The organism is Streptomyces zagrosensis, from assembly GCF_014203645.1.
GTDB lineage: Bacteria > Actinomycetota > Actinomycetes > Streptomycetales > Streptomycetaceae > Streptomyces > Streptomyces zagrosensis.
On the sequence record NZ_JACHJL010000007.1, the window covers coordinates 1 to 20,974 of the forward strand.

General features: G+C 70.3%; 14 protein-coding genes and 1 pseudogene. 9 read left to right on the plus strand and 6 right to left on the minus strand.

Translation table 11 applies throughout. The features are described from left to right. The 8 genes and pseudogenes from FHS42_RS37045 to FHS42_RS14900 form a co-directional block, all read left to right on the plus strand. Positions 1–99: pseudogene (locus FHS42_RS37045) on the plus strand (carbohydrate ABC transporter permease); the annotation flags it as partial. Between the two features lie 395 nt (positions 100–494). Continuing rightward, positions 495–1,694: an ROK family transcriptional regulator gene (gene rok7B7 / locus FHS42_RS14870; RefSeq protein WP_184572940.1), complete on the plus strand. Its 1,200-nt coding sequence runs from the start codon at positions 495–497 to the stop codon at positions 1,692–1,694. Positions 1,695–2,361: 667 nt separating this feature from the next. Continuing rightward, positions 2,362–3,462, plus strand: a complete 1,101-nt coding sequence (locus tag FHS42_RS14875; RefSeq protein WP_184572701.1) for a substrate-binding domain-containing protein — start codon at positions 2,362–2,364, stop codon at positions 3,460–3,462. Between the two features lie 103 nt (positions 3,463–3,565). Continuing rightward, positions 3,566–4,360, plus strand: a complete 795-nt coding sequence (locus FHS42_RS14880; RefSeq protein ID WP_184572702.1) for an ATP-binding cassette domain-containing protein — start codon at positions 3,566–3,568, stop codon at positions 4,358–4,360. A 224-nt stretch (positions 4,361–4,584) separates the two neighbouring features. Continuing rightward, complete coding sequence (locus tag FHS42_RS14885; RefSeq protein WP_312866901.1) at positions 4,585–5,835, plus strand: sugar ABC transporter permease; 1,251 nt, start codon at positions 4,585–4,587, stop codon at positions 5,833–5,835. A gap of 452 nt (positions 5,836–6,287) precedes the next feature. Then, on the plus strand, positions 6,288–8,240 hold the full coding sequence (gene dxs, locus FHS42_RS14890; RefSeq protein ID WP_184572941.1) for a 1-deoxy-D-xylulose-5-phosphate synthase: 1,953 nt from the start codon (positions 6,288–6,290) through the stop codon (positions 8,238–8,240). A 435-nt stretch (positions 8,241–8,675) separates the two neighbouring features. After that, positions 8,676–9,737, plus strand: a complete 1,062-nt coding sequence (locus FHS42_RS14895; RefSeq protein WP_184572704.1) for a ketopantoate reductase family protein — start codon at positions 8,676–8,678, stop codon at positions 9,735–9,737. A 347-nt stretch (positions 9,738–10,084) separates the two neighbouring features. Next, on the plus strand, positions 10,085–11,599 hold the full coding sequence (locus tag FHS42_RS14900; RefSeq protein WP_184572705.1) for an amino acid permease: 1,515 nt from the start codon (positions 10,085–10,087) through the stop codon (positions 11,597–11,599). A gap of 346 nt (positions 11,600–11,945) precedes the next feature. On the opposite strand, the gene FHS42_RS14905 is transcribed toward FHS42_RS14900, so the two are convergent. Further along, the gene (locus tag FHS42_RS14905; protein ID WP_184572706.1) at positions 11,946–12,341 is read right to left on the minus strand and encodes a PIN domain-containing protein; all 396 of its coding nucleotides are present in this window, start codon (positions 12,339–12,341) and stop codon (positions 11,946–11,948) included. Between the two features lie 120 nt (positions 12,342–12,461). On the opposite strand from FHS42_RS14905, the gene FHS42_RS14910 reads away from it, so the two are divergent. Continuing rightward, positions 12,462–13,502, plus strand: coding sequence for a PLL family lectin (locus FHS42_RS14910; protein WP_184572707.1), 1,041 nt, complete (start codon positions 12,462–12,464; stop codon positions 13,500–13,502). Between the two features lie 253 nt (positions 13,503–13,755). Here the strand turns inward: FHS42_RS14910 and FHS42_RS14915 are convergent, their stop codons facing one another. From FHS42_RS14915 to FHS42_RS14935, 5 genes are all read right to left on the minus strand, one after another. After that, the gene (locus FHS42_RS14915; protein WP_184572708.1) at positions 13,756–15,897 is read right to left on the minus strand and encodes a 3-hydroxyacyl-CoA dehydrogenase NAD-binding domain-containing protein; all 2,142 of its coding nucleotides are present in this window, start codon (positions 15,895–15,897) and stop codon (positions 13,756–13,758) included. Beyond that, on the minus strand, positions 15,894–17,108 hold the full coding sequence (locus tag FHS42_RS14920) for a thiolase family protein (RefSeq protein WP_184572709.1): 1,215 nt from the start codon (positions 17,106–17,108) through the stop codon (positions 15,894–15,896). The genes FHS42_RS14915 and FHS42_RS14920 overlap by 4 nt, the downstream gene beginning before the upstream one ends. Positions 17,109–17,388: 280 nt before the next feature. Then, positions 17,389–18,663, minus strand: coding sequence for an HRDC domain-containing protein (locus FHS42_RS14925; protein WP_184572710.1), 1,275 nt, complete (start codon positions 18,661–18,663; stop codon positions 17,389–17,391). A 342-nt stretch (positions 18,664–19,005) separates the two neighbouring features. Beyond that, entirely contained in the window at positions 19,006–19,668 is a 663-nt protein-coding gene (locus tag FHS42_RS14930) for a response regulator transcription factor (protein ID WP_184572711.1), read from the minus strand. Positions 19,669–20,232: 564 nt separating this feature from the next. Beyond that, entirely contained in the window at positions 20,233–20,934 is a 702-nt protein-coding gene (locus FHS42_RS14935) for a DUF3000 domain-containing protein (protein WP_184572712.1), read from the minus strand. Positions 20,935–20,974 lie beyond the last annotated feature (40 nt).

A 20,974-nucleotide genomic window follows, 5' to 3' on the forward strand; every position in this document is an offset into this window, starting at 1 on the left:
TTCTCCGGACTGCTGATCGCCATGCTCCCAGTCCTTGCGGTCTACATCATCTTCCAGCGCCAGGTGCAGGCGGGCCTGACCGCAGGCGCCCTGAAGTAGCCTCTCCCGCGACACTGGACTCGGTCGCGACGGCTCTGGCCCCGCTCGGCGGGACCAGAGCCGCCGCCGGTTGTGGCAGGGGCTTGGACACCGCACAGACCGTTGCGCGGCGGGGCCCGCCGGGTACCGCACACGGCCCTCGCGCGTTACGGTGCGGCGGGTCGTGTTGGCGTGGTGTGCTGCCGCTCGGTTCGCCGAAGCGGTGCAACCGGGCAGCATCCTTCGGGTCGCACGGGTCGCACGGGTCGCACAGGCGGCCGGTGCGCGTCGAGGACTTGACGAGCGGCAACCTGTGCCGATCAGCTTAGAGTTCACATGTTGGAAGCAAGGTCGGGCGCTGCGGTCCGGCCGGTGGTCGGCCGTCGAGCCGTTCGCCGAGGCGGGAGTGGATGGGCGTGGAGACTCCGGGGTCGCAGTCATCGCTGCACCGGGCCAACCTTGAGCGAGTCGTACGCGCGGTGCGTATGGCGGGATCGCTCACGCAAGCGGAGATCGCTCGGACCACCGGGCTGTCGGCCGCCACGGTCTCCAACATCGTCCGCGAGCTCAAGGACGGCGGCACCGTCGAGGTCACCCCGACATCGGCAGGCGGTCGCCGGGCCCGCAGCGTCGCACTCAGCGGGGACGCCGGAATCGTCGTCGGCGTGGACTTCGGCCATGCGCACCTACGCGTCGCTGTCGGCAACCTGGCCCACCATGTGCTCGCCGAGGAGACCGAGCCGCTCGACGTGGACGCCTCGGCAGCACAGGGCATGGACCGCGCCGAACACCTGGTGGAACGGCTGATCGCAGCGACCAACATCGACCCGGGCAAGGTGGTCGGGGTAGGGCTCGGCGTGCCGGGACCCATCGACGTCGCCTCCGGAACGCTCGGCTCCACCGCCATCCTGCCGGGCTGGGCCGGCACCAATCCGCGCGATGACCTCGCGGCACGGCTCGGGGTGCCGGTGTACGTGGACAACGACGCCAACCTGGGTGCCCTTGGCGAACTGGTGTGGGGGAGCGGCCGAGGGGTTGCCGACCTGGCGTACATCAAGGTTGCCAGCGGCGTTGGCGCGGGCCTGGTGATCAGCGGCCAGATCTACCGGGGCCCGGGCGGCACGGCGGGCGAGATCGGGCACATCACCTTGGACGAGTCCGGCCCGGTCTGCCGGTGCGGCAACCGCGGCTGTCTGGAGACCTTCACCGCGGCCCGTTATGTGCTGCCGCTGCTGCACTCCAGCCATGGCCCCGACCTCACCGTAGAGCGCATGGTGGCGCTCGCTCGGGAGGGCGATCCTGGTTGTCGCCGCGTGGTCGGCGATGTCGGGCGGCACATCGGAAGCGGTGTTGCCCACCTGTGCAACCTGCTGAACCCGAGCCGCGTCGTGCTCGGTGGCGACCTCGCGGACGCCGGCGATCTCGTACTCGACCCGATCCGGGACTCGGTCGCGCGCTACGCCATCCCCAGCGCTGCCCGCCAGCTGTCGGTGATGCCGGGCGCACTCGGCAGCCGGGCCGAGGTACTCGGGGCGCTGGCCTTGGTGTTGAGCGAAATGGGCGACTCCACGCTGCTCGACGGCTCCTTCGCGGCAGGCACCCCAGCCCTGACCTGAGCTGACCCAGCCCAGCCCAGCCCAGCCCAGCCCGGCCGGGCCCAGCCCAGCCCAGCCCGGCCGGGCCCAGCCCAGCCCAGCCCGGCCCAGCCGGGCCTTGAGGCTCCAGTCTGACCCGCACACGCCCCTGCCCCGCCCGGCCACCCGGCCCACCTCGACTAGACACGGGCCGTGCGGCCCACCCCCACCCCCACCCCCACCCCACCCCAACCCCGTCTTGTACGACTGCCTGGCCCCGGCCTCCCCCGGGCATGGCTAGCGGAAGCCTGCGCGTACGAGGCCCGCAGCCGCCCGTAACGGAGCAAGGTCTGCCCGTATCGGCAAGGCTCCCCGTATAAGGCCCGCAGTCTGCCCGTACTGCTCCAGCGCCTGCCCGTTTGGGGGCCGCAGCCTGCCCGTAAGCGATCGCCTGGCCCGTTGCCTGGCGTCGCCGGCGCTACCAAGTGGCTGACCGCAGGGCGGTATCGAGCCTCGTCCCGCACGCAACGCCAGACGCCCTGGCGCGGGCGGTCACGCTGGCCATATCGTGCGTGATTGAGTTCACGTACGTTACGAGTGGCATCGTTGCCATCTCGTTAAGGATTTACTTCTTGACGCCCCTCTGGCGGCCGAGTTGACTTCCAGCCACCTCGGCCGCAGTGACGGCCGCGTCAGGGAGGTACCCCACATGAACGCGACGCTGCGTCGTGTCGTCATCGCCACCGCCGCCGTCAGTTTGACCATGGGCCTGTCCGCCTGTGGCAAAGCCAAGGAGGCGGACAGCAACGGGTCCAAGGACCGAAAGAAGGGCAGCCCCCTCACCATCGGGCTCCTGCTGCCGGAAGACCAGACCGCGCGCTACGAGAACTTCGACGAGCCCTTGATTAAGAAGCGGGTTGAGGAGCTCTGCTCCGCCTGCAACGTCAAGTACGTGAACGCCAAGTCGGATGCGTCGGTCCAGCAGCAGCAGGTGGACTCAATGATCACCAAGGACGTGGATGTGATCATTCTCGACTCGGTGGACTCCAAGTCCATCGCCAGTTCGGTCGAGAAGGCGCACGAGGCCGACATCCCCGTCGTCGCGTACGACCGGCTTGCTGAGGGCCCCATCTCCGCGTACACCTCCTTCGACAACGCCGAGGTCGGCAAGGTCCAGGCCAAGTCGCTGCTCGATGAGATCGGGGGCAAGGCCGCCCAGGGGCAGATCGTGATGCTCAACGGCTGGGAGGCCGACCCGAACGCCGGCGACTACAAGAAGGGCGCGCTGTCCGTCCTCAAGGGCAAGGTCAAGATCGGCAAGTCGTACGACGTGGAGAAGTGGCTGCCGAACCTCGCCCACGACAACACGAACGGCGCCATCTCCTCGCTCGGCAAGGACCAGATCGTCGGCGTCTACGCGGCCAACGACGGCATGGCGGGCGGCGCCATCACCGCTCTCCAGCACGGCGGCTTCGACAAGCTGCCACCGGTCACCGGGCAAGACGCTGAACTCGCCGCCGTGCAGCGCATCGTCGTCGGCGACCAGTTCATGAGCGTCTACAAGCCGTACAAGAGCGAGGCCAAGACCGCGGCCGAGATGGCTGTGGCGCTCGGCTGGGGCGAGGACATCCCGGCCAAGACCGCCGTGGACAGCCCGACCACGAAGGACGTCCCGGCGACCTTGATTCCACCGGTCGCGCTGACGGTGGAGAACATCAAGGAAACGGTTCTCAAGGACGGCCTGTACCCGCTGGGCAAGATCTGCGCGCCCAAGTTCAAGGACGCCTGCCAGCGGGCCGGCCTGCTGTAGCCGCCGGCCCGGCCGCGACCGGGACCCAGTGGCTCCCCCGAGTTCTGTACGCGCCCGCCCCGGTGGTGCGGCGCATCCCCCGCCCCCGTGGGCGGTGAAGGAGATGGTTGATGTGACCGCTACGCCCGTACTGGCGTTGCGAGGGATCTCCAAGCGGTTCGGTGCCGTCCAGGCGCTCACCGACGTGGAGCTTGAGGTCCATGCCGGTGAGGTGGTTGCCCTGGTGGGTGACAACGGTGCCGGTAAATCCACCCTGGTCAAGACGATTGCCGGGGTCGGTCCCGCCGACGACGGCGTCATCGAGTGGCGGGGCGAGCAGGTGCGGGTTGAGCGCCCGCACGACGCGCAGGCGCTGGGCATCGCGACCGTGTACCAAGACCTCGCGCTGTGCGACAACATCGATGTGGTCGGCAATCTCTTCCTCGGCCGCGAGATCACCCGCGCCGGCATCCTGGACGAGGTCGAGATGGAGCGCCGCTCGCGTGAGCTCTTGGAGACGCTGTCGATCCGCATCCCCAGCGTTCGCATCCCCATTGCCTCGCTCTCCGGCGGCCAGCGGCAGACGGTGGCCATCGCTCGGTCCATGCTGGGCGAGCCGGGTCTGGTGATCCTCGACGAGCCGACCGCCGCGCTCGGCGTGGAGCAGACCGCGCAGGTGCTCGACCTGGTGGAACGGCTGCGTGAGCGGGGCCTGGCGGTCGTCCTCATCAGCCACAACATGGCCGACGTCAAGGCCGTAGCCGACCGCGTCGCGGTGCTCAGGCTCGGCCGTAACAACGGCACTTTCGACGTCGCGACGACTTCGCAGGAAGACATCATCTCCGCGATCACCGGCGCAACCGACAACGCTGTCACCCGCCGTAAGGCCCGTACCTCGGACGCGGAGGACCAGAAGTGACCACCGACCTCAACACGCCAGCCGACGAGCCCGAGCCGCGCGACCACGCCGCAACAACCGCCGCCGAGGCGGACGCCGGCACCGGCACCACAGGCACCACCGGCAGCACTGGCACCACCAGCGGCACCGCCAGCGCGACGACCGAAGCGACGCACAGCGCAACCGAAACCGCATCAGCCGCCGCCACCGGCGCAGCGCAGCCCGGCTCCTCGGCCGCGCGCCCGATCAAGGGCGCTCCCGTGGCGCCGGGCGCGGTCGCCGCCATCGATCCTCGGCTCCTGGTGAGGGAGCGCGGCTTCAAGGGATACCTCCAGGAATTCGGCCGCAAGCTACGTGGCGGTGAGCTCGGCTCGGTCCCGGTGGTGGTCGGCCTCGCCATCATCTGGGCCGTCTTCCAATGGAAGGACTCGGCCTTCCTCTCCCCGAAGAACCTCTCCGACCTGTCCATCTACATCGTCGGCACCGGGATGATCTCGGTCGGCATCGTCTTGGTGCTGCTGCTCGGCGAGATCGATCTGTCGGTCGGTTCGGTCAGCGGCCTGGCCGCCGCGATCCTCGCCGTGCTCTACGTCAACGAGGGCATGTCCGAGTGGCTCGCCATTCTCATCGCCCTGTCCGCCGGCGCCGCGGCCGGAGCGCTGCACGGCTTCTTCTTCGCGCGTATCGGCGTCCCGGCGTTCGTCGTCACCCTGGCCGGGCTCCTCGCCTGGAACGGCCTGATGCTCCAGGTGCTGGGCACCACGGGCACCATCAACCTCGACCGCGACAGCTTCATCGTCTATCTCACCAGCCACTACTTCGTCTACATAGCCGTCGCCTACGGTGTCGCCGGGCTCGCCGTCGCAAGCTTCCTCGCCGCTCAACTCCTCGACGCCAGGCGCCGGCAGGCCGCGGGCGTGCCCTCCAGGCCGCTCAGCGAGATCTTGGTGCGTACCGCCGTGCTGGCCGTGCTGGCGTTTGCGGTGGCCTGGCGGCTGAACGAGTACAAGGGGCTGCCGCTGGCACTGCTGATCTTTTTGGTGGTGTTGATCGCTTACGACGTGCTGCTGCGCCGCACCCGCTTTGGCCGCAAGGTCTTCGCCGTGGGCGGTGGCGTGGAGGCCGCGCGCCGGGCGGGCATCAACGTCACCTTGGTACGGATCACCGTCTTCGCGATCTCCGGCCTCATGGCCTCGGTGGGCGGCCTGTTCATCGCCTCCCGGATCGCCGCCGCGAACCAGGGCGCCGGCACCGGCAACCTCCTGATGGAGGCCATCGCCGCGGCGGTCATCGGCGGCACCAGCCTCTTCGGCGGCCGGGGCAGCGTCTGGTCGGCGCTGCTCGGCATGCTCGTCATCGGCTCCATCGCCTCCGGCATGGCGCTGCTCGGCATCGAGGCCTCGGTGCAGTACATGATCACCGGTGGCGTGCTGCTTGCGGCTGTGGTAATCGACTCCGTTTCACGCCGCACCCAGCGCTCGGCCGGGCGTGGCTAGCTCACGGCTGTGTACCCCGGTGGCTTCGCGACGGTTCCTTGGTGGCTCACCGGTGGTTTACCGGTAGCTCCCCGCAGCGTCGCTGAAGACAAGAACTGCTGCCAAGAACTGCTGCGGGGCCGCTCGCGGGACTGCGGCAGGGCGGACGGGACCAGCTCCCCTCCCGGGGGCAGGGCAGGGCGCACAGCAAGGCGCTTAAGTCCGTTGTTCTCGTGCGCCGGCGCGAGCCAGGTTTCTGGCCCGCCCGGCGCGCGGTACGCATGTGCGGGTGTGCTGTTGATGGTCCGAGATCTGGACCACCCACGTGAGTTACGTCGCATCGCCGCGGCATCACCGGTAAGTGCGGAACATTAGACTCGTCGAACTGGCAAGGCTCGACAGCTCTACACCAAGGAGGCACAGTGCCGAAGGAGCCGCGTGCAGCGCGTACGGAGGCAGCGGACGGGTGGCGACTGCTGAGCCGTGTGAAGCGGCCACGCGACCTCGACCGATTCAGTCCCGAGCAACTGAATGAGCTGGCGGCCGAGATCCGCTCGTTCCTCGTTGACGCAGTTGCCAAGACCGGCGGACACCTGGGCCCCAACCTCGGCGTGGTCGAGCTGACCATCGCCCTGCACCGCGTCTTCCACTCCCCGCAGGACCGGGTGCTCTTCGACACCGGGCACCAGTCCTACGTGCACAAGCTCCTCACGGGCCGTCAGGACTTCGGCAAGCTCAAGAGCAAGGGCGGCCTCTCCGGCTACCCCTCGCGCGCCGAGTCCGAGCACGACGTCATCGAGAACAGCCACGCCTCCACCGTCTTGGGCTGGGCCGAGGGCCTCGCCAAGGCCAACGAGCTGCGCCGAAAGAAGGACCACGTGGTCGCCGTCATCGGCGACGGCGCGCTCACCGGCGGCATGGCCTGGGAGGCGCTCAACAACATCGCCGCCGCGAAGGACCGCCCGCTGGTCATCGTCGTCAACGACAACGAGCGCTCGTACGCACCGACCATCGGTGGCCTCGCCAACCACCTGGCCACCTTGCGCACCACCGATGGCTACGAGCGCTTCCTCGCCCGTGGTAAGGACCTTCTGGAGCGCACTCCGGTCGTGGGCCGGCCGCTGTACGGCACGCTGCACGGCGCCAAGAAGGGCCTGAAGGACTTCATCGCCCCGCAGGGCATGTTCGAGGATCTGGGCCTGAAGTACGTCGGTCCGATCGACGGCCACGACATCGAGGCGCTGGAGTCCGCGCTGGAGCGGGCCAAGCGGTTCGGCGGCCCGGTCATCGTGCACTGCCTGACGGAAAAGGGCCGCGGCTACACGCCCGCCCTCCAGGACGAGGCCGACCGCTTCCACGCAGTCGGCAAGATCCACCCGGATACCGGCCTGCCGATCTCCTCCTCGGGCGCCGACTGGACCTCGGTCTTCGGTGAGGAGATGGTCAAGCTCGGCACGGAGCGCGACGACATCGTCGCGATCACGGCTGCGATGCTCCAGCCGGTGGGCCTGGAGAAGTTCGCCAAGGCGTTCCCGGACCGGGTCTTCGATGTGGGCATCGCCGAGCAGCACGCGGCCGTGTCGGCGGCGGGCCTGGCGACCGGCGGGCTGCACCCGGTCTTCGCCGTCTACGCCACCTTCCTCAACCGTGCCTTCGACCAGGTGTTGATGGATGTGGCGCTGCACAAGTGCGGAGTGACCTTCGTCCTGGACCGGGCCGGGATCACCGGCACCGACGGCGCCTCGCACAACGGCATGTGGGACATGTCCATCCTCCAGGTCGTGCCGGGGTTGCGGCTGGCCGCGCCGCGCGATGCCGACCAGGTCCGCGCCCAGCTCAGGGAGGCCGTCGAGGTCACTGACGCACCGACCGTGGTGCGCTACTCCAAGGGCGCGGTGGGCCCGGCGGTCAAGGCCGTCAACCGGATCGGCGGCATGGACATCCTGCGCGAGCCCGCCTCCGAGGGCCGGCCCGCGGGCCGCGCCGATGTGCTGCTGGTGTCGATCGGCGCGCTCGCCCCGATGTGTCTTGAGGTCGCCGACCTCCTCGACAAGCAGGGCATCTCCACGACCGTGGTGGACCCGCGCTGGGTGAAACCGGTGGACGAGACGATGCCCGTGTTGGCCGAGCGGCACCGGGTGGTCGTCACGGTCGAGGACAACAGCCGGGTGGGCGGCGTCGGGTCCGCCATCGCGCAGGCACTGCGCGACGCGGATGTGGACGTTCCGCTGCGCGACTTCGGCATTCCGCCGCGCTTCCTCGACCACGCATCCCGCAAGGAGATCCTGGCGGAGATCGGCCTCACCGCGCCGGACATCGCCCGCCAGGTGACCGGGCTCGTGGCGAAGATCGACGGCAGGTACGAGGCGACCGCGGCAGGGGCCGCCGGAGTCCATGCCGGGTCCGCGGAGCCCGCACGCGACTAACGCTGCCACGGCCTGGGCCACCGTCCACCAAGGCGGCAAGGTCCGGCCACCGGCTGCTGCCGGGCCGGCCACCGTGGCGTCACGCCAGCGGTGGCCGGCCCGGCTTTGTGCTGTGCCGCTCTGAGGCCAGGCCCCGTACCGTGCGGCTTGCTGGACCCGACCTCGCGGTGCAGCACGACTTCTGACTGCTGGACCCGGCCTGGGGTAAGGCGCGGCTCCTATGGACCCCTGCCTGGTCTGTGCCCTGCCCGCGGCTCGCTGGGGCCGCGCGGGTACGTTCTGGCTTGGGCGGCGAACCATCGGTGCCCCGCCCGGTCGGCGCGGCTGGCCCGCATCCCCGGGGTGGCCCGGCTCGCTGCCTGGCGGCCACGGGGCTCGGATGGGCCGGACAGCCAGCGCGGATCAGTTACGTCAGGACAACCACGAGGGGTCCCTATGCGGTACGTCATCATCGGCGCCGGTGCGATCGGCGGGGCCATCGGCGGACGGCTCCACGACAGTGGTCACGACGTGCTCATGGTGGCCCGTGGGGCCCAGTACGCGGCGCTGAGCGAGCGGGGGCTGCGCCTGGTGACACCGGATGGCATGCTCGATCTGCCGGTGCCCGTGGCGGCTGGTCCCGACGCGGTGCGGCTACACCCGGACGATGTGCTCATCTTGGCCGTCAAGACGCAGGACAGCGTGGCGGCGCTGGATGCCTGGGCGCCCCGGCCGGTGGCCGGGGGAGGCACAGCTGCCGACCGGTTGCCGCTGATCTGCGCCCAGAACGGGGTGGCGAACGAACGGTTGGCGCTACGCCGCTTCCGCCGCGTGTACGGCATGTGTGTGGTGCTTCCCGCGAGCTTCTTGGAGCCAGGCGTGGTGGCCGCCCCATGCGCCCCGTACACCGGCGTCCTCACCGTGGGCCGCTACCCGGCCCCGGCTGCGGGTGGCGCGGCGGTACCGGCTGCGGACGCTGGAGCAGTGCCGGCTGCGGACGGTGGGGCAGACCAGGTGCTGCGGCGGTTCGCCGCCGCAGCGGAGAAGTCCGTCTTCCTGGCACCCGTGGTGCCCGACGTCATGCGCTGGAAGTACGCGAAGCTGCTCGCCAACCTCGGCAACGCCGTAGAGGCCATCTGCGGGCTGGGCGGCGGCAGCCAGGCCATGGCCCTGGCGCAGCGCGCCGCGGCGGAGGGCGCCGCCGTCCTCGACGCCGCGGGCATCGACCGGGTCGGCCCGGCCGAGTTGCGGGTCTCCCGCGAGGGGAAGGTCGATGTGCGCCCGCTCGACGGCGCCTGGGCGGGCGGCGGTTCGTCGTGGCAGAGCGTGGTGCGCGGCACTGGGTCGATCGAGGCGGACTACCTCAACGGGGAGATCGTCCTGCTTGGGCGGCTGCACGGGGTGCCCACGCCGGTGAACGAGACGCTGCGCCGGGTGGCGAACGACTGCGCACGGGGGCGCCGGGCACCCGGCGAGATGTCCCCGGCCCAGCTCGCCGAGGCCATGGGCAGCGAGTGAGCTGGGCCGCCAAGTGAGCGCCTCCCGCGAGCCTTAGCACTGCGCAGGGTGTACGGGAGCGTCAGCGCGCGCCATCGGCTCGGTGAGCTGCCGGGCAGCGGGCCTGGCCAGCCGTGGGCCCGCGGTCAGGGGCCACGGGCCGCCACACGCCCAATACAGGGCCTGCGGGGGCGATGGAGGCGATGGGGGCCGATGGGGCCCGTGTGCTCCGAGTGGGGGAGTGAGACGGCGTGGTCCACCCCTCATCGGGTGAACCGGATGGTCCCCGGCTGTGTGCGAGGCCGGTCGCCCGCCGCCATGCGAGAGCTTGTCGCGATGCGCGGTTGAGCGAGCGTGGAGGTCCGCCGGTGAGCACACAGGAAACCCAGGGCAACGCCGGGGGCTACTTCCGGACGAAGACCGTCGAACAGTCCATTCGGGACACGGAGGAGCCCGACCGCGCACTGAGCAAGTCCCTGACCGCCCTCGACCTCACCGTCTTCGGCGTCGGGGTCATCATCGGCACCGGCATCTTCGTCCTCACCGGGCAGATCGCCAGGGACACCGCGGGCCCGGCGGTCGCGCTCTCGTTCGTCGTGGCGGGGCTCGTCTGTGCGCTGGCCGCCCTGTGCTACGCGGAGTTCGCCTCGACCGTGCCGGTGGCGGGCTCCGCGTACACCTTCTCGTACGCCTCGCTGGGCGAACTGCCCGCCTGGATCATCGGCTGGGACCTGATGTTGGAGATGGCGCTCGGTTGTGCCGTGGTTGCCGTGGGCTGGTCGGGCTATGTGCGCTCGCTGCTCGACAACGCCGGCTGGCATCTGCCGCAGTGGCTGTCCGGCACCAGCGACGCGGAGGGCTTCGGCTTCGACCTGCTCGCCTTTCTCCTCATCCTGCTGCTGACGGGGGTGCTGATCGCCGGCATGAAGCTGTCCGCGCGGGTCACCTCACTGATCGTGGCCATCAAGGTGGGCGTGGTACTCCTGGTGATCATCGCCGGGTCCTTCTTCGTCAAGGCCGACAACTACCGGCCGTTCGTCCCCGAGGCCCAGGGGGCCACCGACAAGGGCGCGGGGATGGCCGCACCGCTGATCCAGGTCATGTTCGGGTACGAGCCGACGACCTTCGGTGTGCAGGGCATCTTCACCGCGGCGGCCGTCGTCTTCTTCGCGTTCATCGGCTTCGACATCGTGGCCACCGCCGCGGAGGAGACCAAGAGTCCGCAGCGCGATGTGCCGCGCGGCCTCATCGGCTCGCTCATCGTCTGCACGGTGCTCTACGTCGCGGTGTCGGTCGTGGTCACCGGCATGCAGAAGTACACCGAGCTGACCGTGGACGCTCCGCTGGCCGACGCGTTCAAGGCCAACGGGCACCCGTTCTACTCCGGGGTCATCAGCTTCGGCGCCGCGGTCGGGCTCACCACGGTGTGCATGATCCTGCTCCTTGGCCAGACCCGGGTCTTCTTCGCCATGAGCCGCGACGGGCTGCTACCGCGGACCTTCTCGCGGGTCCACCCGCACTTCGGCACCCCGTACCGGTCCACGGTGCTGCTCGGCACCGTGGTCGCCGTCGTGGCGGGCTTCACCAGCCTGTCCGAGCTCGCGGAGCTGGTGAACATCGGCACGCTGTTCGCCTTCGTCGTGGTGGCGCTCGGTGTGATCATCCTGCGCCGCACCCGGCCCGACCTGCCGCGTGCCTTCCGCACCCCACTGGTGCCGCTGCTGCCCATCGTCTCCGTGCTCGCCTCGCTGTGGCTGATGCTCAACCTGCCAACGGAGACCTGGTTGCGGTTCGCGGTGTGGATGGTGATCGGTTACGTCCTTTACGTCGGGTACGGGCGCTCCCACAGCCGTATGAGCGCCACCACGGACCGGGCGGACTAGGGGCGCGTCCGCTGGGCCGTACGCCCTGGGAAGCCCTCGGGGGCGGAAGCGGCTGCTACCCGGACGGGCTGCGGCTGGCCAATTGGCTCCAGCAGGTCGGACGGAGCGCGCAACGGCGTGACCAGGGCGCGCACGGGGCACGACTAGAGCGCCCACGCGGGCGTACACGCCAGCGCCCATGCGGGCGCACACGCCCTTGATCCCCCTTCAGCTTCCGCTGGCTGCCTGACGACTCGCCCGCTGCTCGTGCTGGCTGTACTAGCTGTACTAGCTGTACTAGCTGTACTAGCTGGGCTGGCTGTACTGGCTGGGCTGGTCGTGCTGGTCGCGTTGCGGCACCCGCTAGCTACCCGTGTACCGCTCGCGGCCCGACGACGCTCGCGCCCAAGGCGCCTACTCGGGAACGAAGTTCGCGGTCGGCGGTGACCACCAGGCAGGGCCGCTCGGGGGCTCGGTCGCCGACCAGCGTGACGATGTGGTCATCGCCGCTGCCCGGCGCGGCCTCGACCCGTACCTTGGGCACCGAGTCCACGGCGCGCGCCTTGCCCTCCACGACGAGCACAATCTCCACGGGCGCCTCGCACGCCCACGCGGGCACGTCCGCGCGGGCGGGGAGCCCCGTGGATGCGTAAGCAGCCAGCGCGTCCCGTAGTCGTTCGGCTGCGCCGTGCCGGTCTCGCCACCATCCATCGGGTACGGAGCCCACCACATTCGCCGCGTCCACCACCACGAGTGCCTTCATGCGCTCAGCCTGGCACGATCGCTGTCACTGAGCCGTATTGCCATCGGGTGCGCAAGCGGTGTGCTCGGCCAGGCAAAATACTATGGTCGGTGTCACGTGAGGGAAGGTTGTCTGCGAACCATGGTGTTGCGGTTGCTGCGTGGCAAGGACGGCAGGCTCTCGGCCTACGCCCCAGCGGCAGGCGGCATCGCCCGCTGGACGGAGACCCGTCCCGGAGGCCCACAGTGGGCGGGGCCGGTGTGGCTGGATGCGCCAGGGCTGAGCGTCTGCTCGGTTGGCCAGGGCCTGGATGGCTATGTCCATCTGGTGGGCCTGCGGGAGAAGCGTGCCCCGGACGATCAGTTGGACGTCGATGTGGTGCACGCCACCCAGTACCAGACGGGGCGGCCGACCACGGTCTGGCACTCGCTGGGCACCCCGCACCCCAACGACTGGCGCAAGGCCAGCCGGGTCACGGTGGTGGCCACGGTCGTCGGCAAGGACGGCGCCGTCCACATCATCGTCCGTAACGCTGGGGGCGGCATCAGCGCGCGCCGCCAGGACGGCAAGGGCAAGTGGAGCGGCTGGGTTGATTTCAAGGGCAAGGACGTCACCGAGGGCCTGTCGGCCGTCGCGACCGCGGAGGGCCGGGTCGAGTTCATCGCGCCGACCACCAGTGGCGCGCTGCGCTGGTACATGACCGAGCCAGGCGGCGGCCTCAAGCGCGGCGACGACCTCGATGCGGACCCGCAGCCCGGTTCCGTCTCTGGCGTCGAGACCAGCCACGACACCCTCACCCACTACTGGCGGGACGCGAAGACCCGCGAGATCTTCGCTTACCGCCCCGGCGACGGTACCGAGCCCATCTCCCTGGGCGGCGGCGAGGGGCAGGGGCCCGCCGCCGTCATCCAGGCGCCCGTCTACGGGTACGACTGCACGGTTCTCGCCCAGCACGAGCCGGGTACCGGGCGGCTGGCCGTGGCGGCCTACCCCACCGAGAACGAGGCGGCCGGAGTGTGGTGGACGCCCACCGGCGACTGCGGCCTGACCGAGCCCGCGCTGTCGCTCGACGGCTACGGGCGGGTGGTGCTCGCCGCGCTGGGCCCCGACCGGGAACTGCGGGTCGCCCGGCAAAAGACGACCGAGCCGGGGCTCGCGCTCGACGCATGGAGCGCGGTGTAGCACGTGGCACGGCCAGGCGCACGCGGTGCGTCCAGCCGGGGTACGCACCACCGCGCACCCGGCGCGTCCGGCCGGGGCACGCACCACCAGCGAGCGTGCGCAGCACAGAGCAGCACAGGCAGCGCGCAAAAAACCGGGGAGCGCCACGCTCAGCGCCGCGTGACACTCCCCGGATTCCTGGGGCCCGGCTTCCTGGGGCCCGGATTCCCTGTGGGCCGGACGCTCTGTGGGCCAGGTGCCCTGTATGCGGCGGTTACGCCGGAACGCTCGCCAGCCCCTGCTCCAGGAACCGCTTGCCGGTGACCCGCTGCGATACGCCCTCGCGGTCCAGGTACGGCGTAATGCCGCCCAGGTGGAAGGGCCAGCCCGCGCCGGTGATCAGGCACAGGTCGATGTCCTGCGCCTCGGCGACGATGCCGTCCTCAAGCATCAGGCCGATCTCCTGCGCGACGGCGTCCAGCACTCGGGCGCGCACCTGCTCCTGCGTCAGCACCGTGTCGCCCTGCTGGAGCAGCGCCGCAACCTCCGGGTCCAACTCCGGCTTTCCGGAGTCATAGACGTAGAAGCCGCGCTTGCCCGCCGCCACGACGGCCTTCAGGTTCGGCGAGACCGTGAAGCGGTCCGGGAACGCCCGGTTCAGCGTCTCCGACACATGCAGGCCGATCGCCGGGCCCACCAACTCAAGGAGGACCAGCGGGGACATCGGCAGCCCGAGCGGCTCGATGGCCTTCTCGGCGGTGGCCACCGGGGTGCCCTCGTCGATGACGTTTTGGATCTCGCCCATGAAGCGGGTCAGGATGCGGTTGACGACGAACGCCGGGGCGTCCTTGACCAACACCGCGGTCTTCTTCAGCGACTTGGCGACCGCGAAGGCGGTGGCCAGCGACGCGTCGTCGGTCTGCGCGCCGCGCACGATCTCAAGCAGCGGCAGGATGGCGACCGGGTTGAAGAAGTGGAAGCCAACGACCCGCTCCGGGTGGCTGAGTTGCGAGGCCATCTCGCTGACCGAAAGCGATGAGGTGTTCGTGGCCAAGATGGCGTGCTTCGGCACGACCGCCTCAACCTCGGCGAACACCTTCTGCTTGACGGCCATTTCCTCGAAGACGGCCTCGATGACGAAGTCCGCGTCACCGAATGCGGCGGCCTTGTCGAGGGAGCCGGTCACCAGACCCTTGAGGCGATTGGCCTGGTCCTGGTTGACGCGGCCCTTGAGCAGCAGCTTGTCGATCTCCTCGTGGACGTATCCCACGCCCTTGTCCACACGCTCCTGGTCGATGTCGGTCAACACGACCGGCACCTGAAGACGGCGGACGAACAGCAGCGCGAGCTGCGAGGCCATCAGCCCCGCACCGACCACGCCGACCTTGGAGACCGGGCGGGCCAGCGACTTGTCCGGGGCACCGGCGGGCCGCTTGGCGCGCTTTTGGACCAGGTTGAACGCGTAGATCCCGGCGCGCAGCTCGCCGCCCATGATCAGGTCGGCGAGCGCCTGGTCCTCGGCGTCGAAACCCTGCCGCAGGTCGCCGCTCTTGGCCGCGGCGATGATCTCCAGCGCCCGGTAGGCGGCCGGGGCCGCGCCGTGCACCTTGGAGTCGGCGATGGCCCGGCCGCGCTCGACGGCCTGGTCCCACGCCTCGCCCCGGTCCACCTCGGGCCGTACGACCTCGGTCTTGCCCTGGAGTACCGACGCCGTCCACAGCAGCGACTGCTCCAGGAAGTCCGCGCCATCGAACAGCGCGTCCGCGATCCCGAGGTCGAAGACCTGCTGCCCCTTGAGCTGCCTGTTCTGGTTGAGCGAGTTCTCGATGATCACCGAGACCGCGCGGTCCGCGCCGATCAGGTTCGGCAGCAGCGCACAGCCGCCCCAGCCGGGCACCAGACCGAGGAAAACTTCGGGCAGCGAGAAGGCAGGCAGCGTCTTGGAGACGGTGCGGTACGTGCAGTGCAGGCCGACCTCGACGCCGCCGCCCATCGCCGCGCCGTTGTAGTACGCGAAGGTGGGCACGGCGAGCTGGGAGAGCCGCTTGAAGACGTCGTGGCCGCCCTTGCCGATGGCCAGCGCGTCCGGGTGTCGCTTCAGCAGCTCGACGCCCTTGAGGTCGGCGCCGACGGCGAAGATGAACGGCTTGCCGGTGAGGCCGACGCCGGTGATCTCACCGTCCGCGGCCTCCTTTTCCACCTGGTCGATCGCCGCGTCCAAGTTGGCCAGCGACTGCGGGCCGAAGGTGGTCGGCTTGGTGTGGTCGAAGCCGTTGTCCAGGGTGATCAGCGCGAACCGCCCGGCGCCGGGCAGGTCGAGATGGCGTACGTGTGCCTGCGTCACGACCTCGTCCGGGAACAACTCGGCCGCGCCCCTCAGCAGTTCAGCGGTGGTGGCTGTGGTGGTGGTGCTCACTTGCCCTCCCAGTGGGGGTTTTCCCAGATGACCGTGCCGCCCATGCCGAAGCCGACGCACATGGTGGTGATGCCGTAGCGCACCTGCGGCTGCTCCTCGAACTGCCGGGCGAGCTGCGTCATCAGCCGCACGCCGGAGGAGGCCAGCGGATGGCCGTAGGCGATGGCGCCGCCGTACTGGTTCACCCGCGGGTCGTCATCGGCGATGCCGTAGTGGTCCAGGAACGAGAGCACCTGCACCGCGAACGCCTCGTTGACCTCGAACAGGCCGATGTCGTCGATCGAAAGGCCCGCCTTGGCGAGCGCCTTGTGTGTTGCCGGAACCGGCCCGATGCCCATGACCTCGGGCTCCACGCCCACGAAGGCGTAGGAGACCAGGCGCATCTTGACCGGCAGGCCCAACTCGTGCGCCACGTCCTCGGCGGCGATCAGCGAGGCGGTGGCGCCGTCGTTGAGGCCCGCCGCGTTGCCCGCGGTGACGCGGCCGTGCGGGCGAAAGGGCGTCTTGAGGCCCGCCAGGTTCGCCAGCGTGGTGCCCGGGCGCATCGGCTCATCGGCGGTGGCCAGGCCCCAGCCGGTCTCCCCGGCCTCCGGGCTGGTGCGGCGGATGGAGATGGGCACCAGGTCCTGCTGGATCTGGCCGTTGGCGTACGCCTTGGCGGCCTTCTCCTGACTGCGTACGGCGTACTCGTCCGCGCGCTGCTTGGTGATGTGCGGCAGCCGGTCGTGCAGGTTCTCCGCCGTCATGCCCATGAACATGGCGGACTCATCGACCAGCTTCTCCGACACGAAGCGCGGGTTGGGGTCCACGCCCTCGCCCATCGGGTGCCGCCCCATGTGCTCCACGCCGCCCGCGACCACGACGTCGTATGCGCCGAAGCTGATGGAACCCGCGGTCGTGGTCACGGCCGTCATCGCGCCGGCACACATCCGGTCGATGGAGAAACCGGGCACGGACTGCGGCAACCCCGCCAGGATGCCGGCGGTGCGGCCCAGGGTCAGGCCCTGGTCACCGATTTGAGTGGTCGCGGCCAAGGCCACCTCGTCGATCCGCTCCGGTGGCAGACCGGGGTTGCGGCGCAGCAGTTCCCGGATGCACTTGATGACCAGGTCATCGGCTCGGGTCTCGTGGTAGATGCCCTTCGGGCCCGCCTTGCCGAACGGGGTCCGGACGCCGTCAACGAAGACGACGTCCCTAGCGGTACGAGGCACGTTGGATCTCCCTCTCGTAGTGTTCGCTCGCCACCGGATACGGCGCGACCAGCGCCCGCTGGCTCGCTCACTCACGGGGCTGGCCGGATACACAGGGCAGGTCACCCGGCAGAGCTCACCGCAAGACGTAGCGGCGGGCTCACACCGCCATGCTACTTACGAGTAACCAAGCTGCCCACCCCCTACGAGCTAAGCGGCGCAGATCACACCCTGAGCGGCTGCTTTACGTGCCTTGCTCAGGCTGGCACGTACCTAGCTCGGGCTGCTTTACGTGCCTTGCTCAGGCCGCCGGCGTCAGCAGTGCCGCGGTGAGCGCGGGCGTGACCAACTCGATCTGCCAGGCCCTGGCCCCGTACCCACCGAGCACCGCCGCGACGCTCTCCGCCGTCGCCTCGGCCGGCGGCTCCCAGCACAGCCGCCGGACCGTATCGGGGGTGATCAAATTCTCCTGGGGCAGGTTCAGCCCCTCCGCGAGTGCGGTCACCGCGGTGCGCGCGGCGGACAGCCTGGCGGCGGCGGCCGGGTCCTTGTCGGCCCAGGCCCGAGGCGGCGGCGGGCCGTTCAGCGGCTGTCCCGGCTGGGGGAGGTCCGTCTCGGGCAGGGTGCGCGCCCGCTCCACGGCCGCCTGCCACTGCTCCAGCTGGCGGCGGCTCATCCGCGAGCCGTATCCGGGCAGCGCGGCCAGTGCGCGGGCGCTGGTCGGCAGCGCGAGGGCCGCCTCGACGATGGCGCCGTCGCTGAGGACCTTGCCGGGCGAGACATCGCGCCGCTGGGCGATCTGGTCGCGGGCCTCCCACAGCTCGCGCACCACGGCCATCTGCCGACGCCTGCGCACCTTGTGCATGCCCGAAGTGCGCCGCCAGGGGTCCTTGCGCGGCGGGGCGGGCGGCGCCGCGGCGATGGCCGCGAACTCCTGCCGGGCCCACTCCAGCTTCCCCTGCTCGGCCAGCTCCGCCTCCAGGGCGTCTCGCAGGTCCACCAGGAGCTCCACATCGAGCGCGGCGTAACGCAGCCACGGCTCGGGCAGCGGGCGGGTGGACCAGTCAACCGCGGAGTGGCCCTTTTCCAGGGCGTAACCGAGCACGTTCTCCACCATCGGGCCGAGCCCCACCCGGGCGAACCCGGCAAGCCGCCCCGCTAGCTCGGTGTCGAAGAGCCGTTGCGGAACCATGCCTATATCGCGCAGGCACGGCAGATCCTGAGTTGCGGCGTGCAGCACCCACTCGGCGTCCATGATCGCGGCGGCTAGCCCCGACAGATCAGGACAGCCGACGGGGTCGATCAGTGCGGTCCCCGCACCGGCACGGCGCAACTGGACCAGATACGCGCGCTGCCCGTAGCGATAGCCGGAGGCGCGCTCGGCGTCCACGGCCACCGGCCCCGACCCCGCCGCGAAGGCCGCGATGATCTCGGCGAGGGCATCGGGACCGGCGACGACCGGTGGGATGCCCTCGCGTGGTTCCAGCAGGGGGACCGCTGCCGATGGGCTGTCCGGGGGGCCGCCCCCGGCGGTTCGCAGTGTCGTCTCTGCTGCGGCTTCTTGGGCGTCGGTCACCCGTCAAGGGTATAGGCCGCGCGAGGCGGTGACCTGCCCTGATTCCACGTAGTGGGCGCTGACCTGCGTCAACCACGCTCAGTAGTTCCCATCCGCGCCCGTGCGGCCGGAATCTGATGTCCCCGCACCGGGTGCGTACTCGGTGCATTGCCCCACAGATGCCCCCAGACCTCTCAGGACATGTCGTGGAACAGACCTTCTTGGCCCGGTGGCGGCTTAATCGCCCACAGGGTGCGATAAGCCGCGGATGGCGGGCATGGCACGCGCCCGCCGGCGGGACATCTCCGCCGGCGGGCGCGGGTACGCGAGGTCAACAGCGCGTCTACAGGTACCTGATCACGGTTAGTGGATGATCCCCGTCCGCAGCGCGACGGCGACCATGCCGGCCCGGTCTCCGGTGCCCAGCTTGCGAGCAATGCGCGCCAGATGGCTCTTGACGGTAAGTGCGGACAGGCCCATCGAGACGCCGATGGCCTTGTTGGACTGGCCCTCCGCTACCAGCCGCAGCACCTCCACCTCGCGCCCCGACAGCTCGCGGTAGCCACCGGGGTGGCCGGGGGCGCCGGGGGGCCGGCGGTGCAGTCGGGCGGCTGCCGCGCCCACTGGCGCGGCGCCCGGGCGGCCGGGGAGGCCGAGGTTGGTCCTGGTGCCGGTGACCACGTAGCCCTTGACGCCGCCCGCGAGGGCGTTGCGTACGGCGCCGATGTCGTCGGCGGCGGAGAGGGCCAGGCCGTTGGGCCAGCCGGCGGCGCGGGTCTCGGAGAGCAGGGTGAGCCCCGAGCCGTCAGGGAGGTGGACGTCGGCGACGCAGATATCGCGCGGGTTTCCGACTCGGGGGCGGGCCTCCGCGATGGACGACGCCTCGATGACGTCACGCACTCCGAGCGCCCACAGATGGCGGGTGACGGTGGAGCGGACTCGGGGGTCGGCCACGACGACCATGGCGGTCGGCTTGTTCGGGCGGTAGGCGACCAGGCTCGAAGGTTGCTCAAGAAGAACAGACACCAGGCCTCCTGGGGGGAGTGGCAAAACGGACGTCGTGCTCGGGGAGTAAGCGGGACGTTCCGTGCGGGAAGGGTCATGTGATCCTTCGGCAGCTCAGGCGCCCGGCTTTAGTGAGTGATCACGAAATAGTTGGTAACAATTGGGGCAATACGGACCGTTGGTCGGGTCGGCCGCTGGGGTGCGGTAGGCGCCGAAACCGGCGCGGCCCCAGTCGATGGCGGCTTGACGCCGAGGCGGTGTGAGGGAGGAGCGGTGGCGGCGTACGGGCGGCGTCGGTGCCGGATCGGTGCTGGCGCAGCGCCGGGAATCGGGGAGGCCGCGGTCAGTGTGTGGCGGGCTGGACGCGGGTTCGTGGAGTCGGGTCTCGTCGGCGCCTACGGGGCGGGGCTCGTGCCTGCCGCAGTATCGGGGGCGGTGGGCCGTGGCGGGGTGGGCCGCGTGCGGGCTGATCGTGGTGCGCGTGGTCGTACGGGGCCGGTTATGCGCCTGCCGCCGGTGTACGCGCCCCTCGTCGGCGCGTGCGGGCGGTGGTTGATGCGTGCGGGGGTTCGCTTGCGCGGTGGTTCAGCGGGGGAGGGGGCCTCTGCGTTGGGGGAGGGTGACGATGCCCGGTTCGCCTGCGCCCACCGGTGGCAGCCCCGCGATCTGGCAGAGCAGGTCGCCCCACGCCGACAGATGGGAGGCGGTGTCGGGCACCGGCTCCGCGGCGGCGGGGCCACCTCGCCCGTTTCGTGCGCCCAGGTCGGCGGTGCCGACCCAGTCCGCCGGGGTCCACGAGGCCCGGATCTCGATCCGGGTCGATGGGTCACGGTCGGCGAGCCCGCCGAAGTAGTGCGATCCGGCTCGGGTCACGGTGCCGCTGGGCTCGCTGTAGACCACGCCGCGCGCGGCCAGCGCACCGGTCAACCACGACCAGCACACCTCCGGCAGCAGCGGATCGGCGGCCATCTCGGGCTCCAGATCGGCATGGACGAGCGTCACCATGCGGAACGTACCCTTCCAGGCATCGTGTCCCGCCGGGTCGTGCAGCAAAATGAGCCGGCCCTCCGCCAGTTCCTCGTCATCGACGACGACTGCTGCCTCCAGCGCGTACGAGAACGGCGCGAGGCGCCGGGGCGGCGGCGTTGAGTCGATCTCCAACTCGGGCCGCAGCCGCGCGTCGCGTAGCCCGGCGACCGCGTGTCGGAACACGAGCGGGGTGACTTCCCCGTCCGCGCCGTCCGCACCGCTCGCACCGTCAGCGAAGTGTCCGTGAGCCGCAGCCATGCGGGGAAGACTAGGCGGAGAACGGAGCTGGTTCGGGTAG

Coding starts and splice junctions, on each gene's coding strand:
- FHS42_RS14875 (WP_184572701.1), top strand. CDS start 2,362: ATGAACGCGACGCTGCGTCGTGTCGTCATCGCCACCGCCGCCGTCAGT.
- FHS42_RS14910 (WP_184572707.1), top strand. CDS start 12,462: ATGGTGTTGCGGTTGCTGCGTGGCAAGGACGGCAGGCTCTCGGCCTAC.
- FHS42_RS14880 (WP_184572702.1), top strand. CDS start 3,566: ATGGTTGATGTGACCGCTACGCCCGTACTGGCGTTGCGAGGGATCTCC.
- FHS42_RS14935 (WP_184572712.1), bottom strand. CDS start 20,934: ATGGCTGCGGCTCACGGACACTTCGCTGACGGTGCGAGCGGTGCGGAC.
- FHS42_RS14895 (WP_184572704.1), top strand. CDS start 8,676: ATGCGGTACGTCATCATCGGCGCCGGTGCGATCGGCGGGGCCATCGGC.
- FHS42_RS14905 (WP_184572706.1), bottom strand. CDS start 12,341: ATGAAGGCACTCGTGGTGGTGGACGCGGCGAATGTGGTGGGCTCCGTA.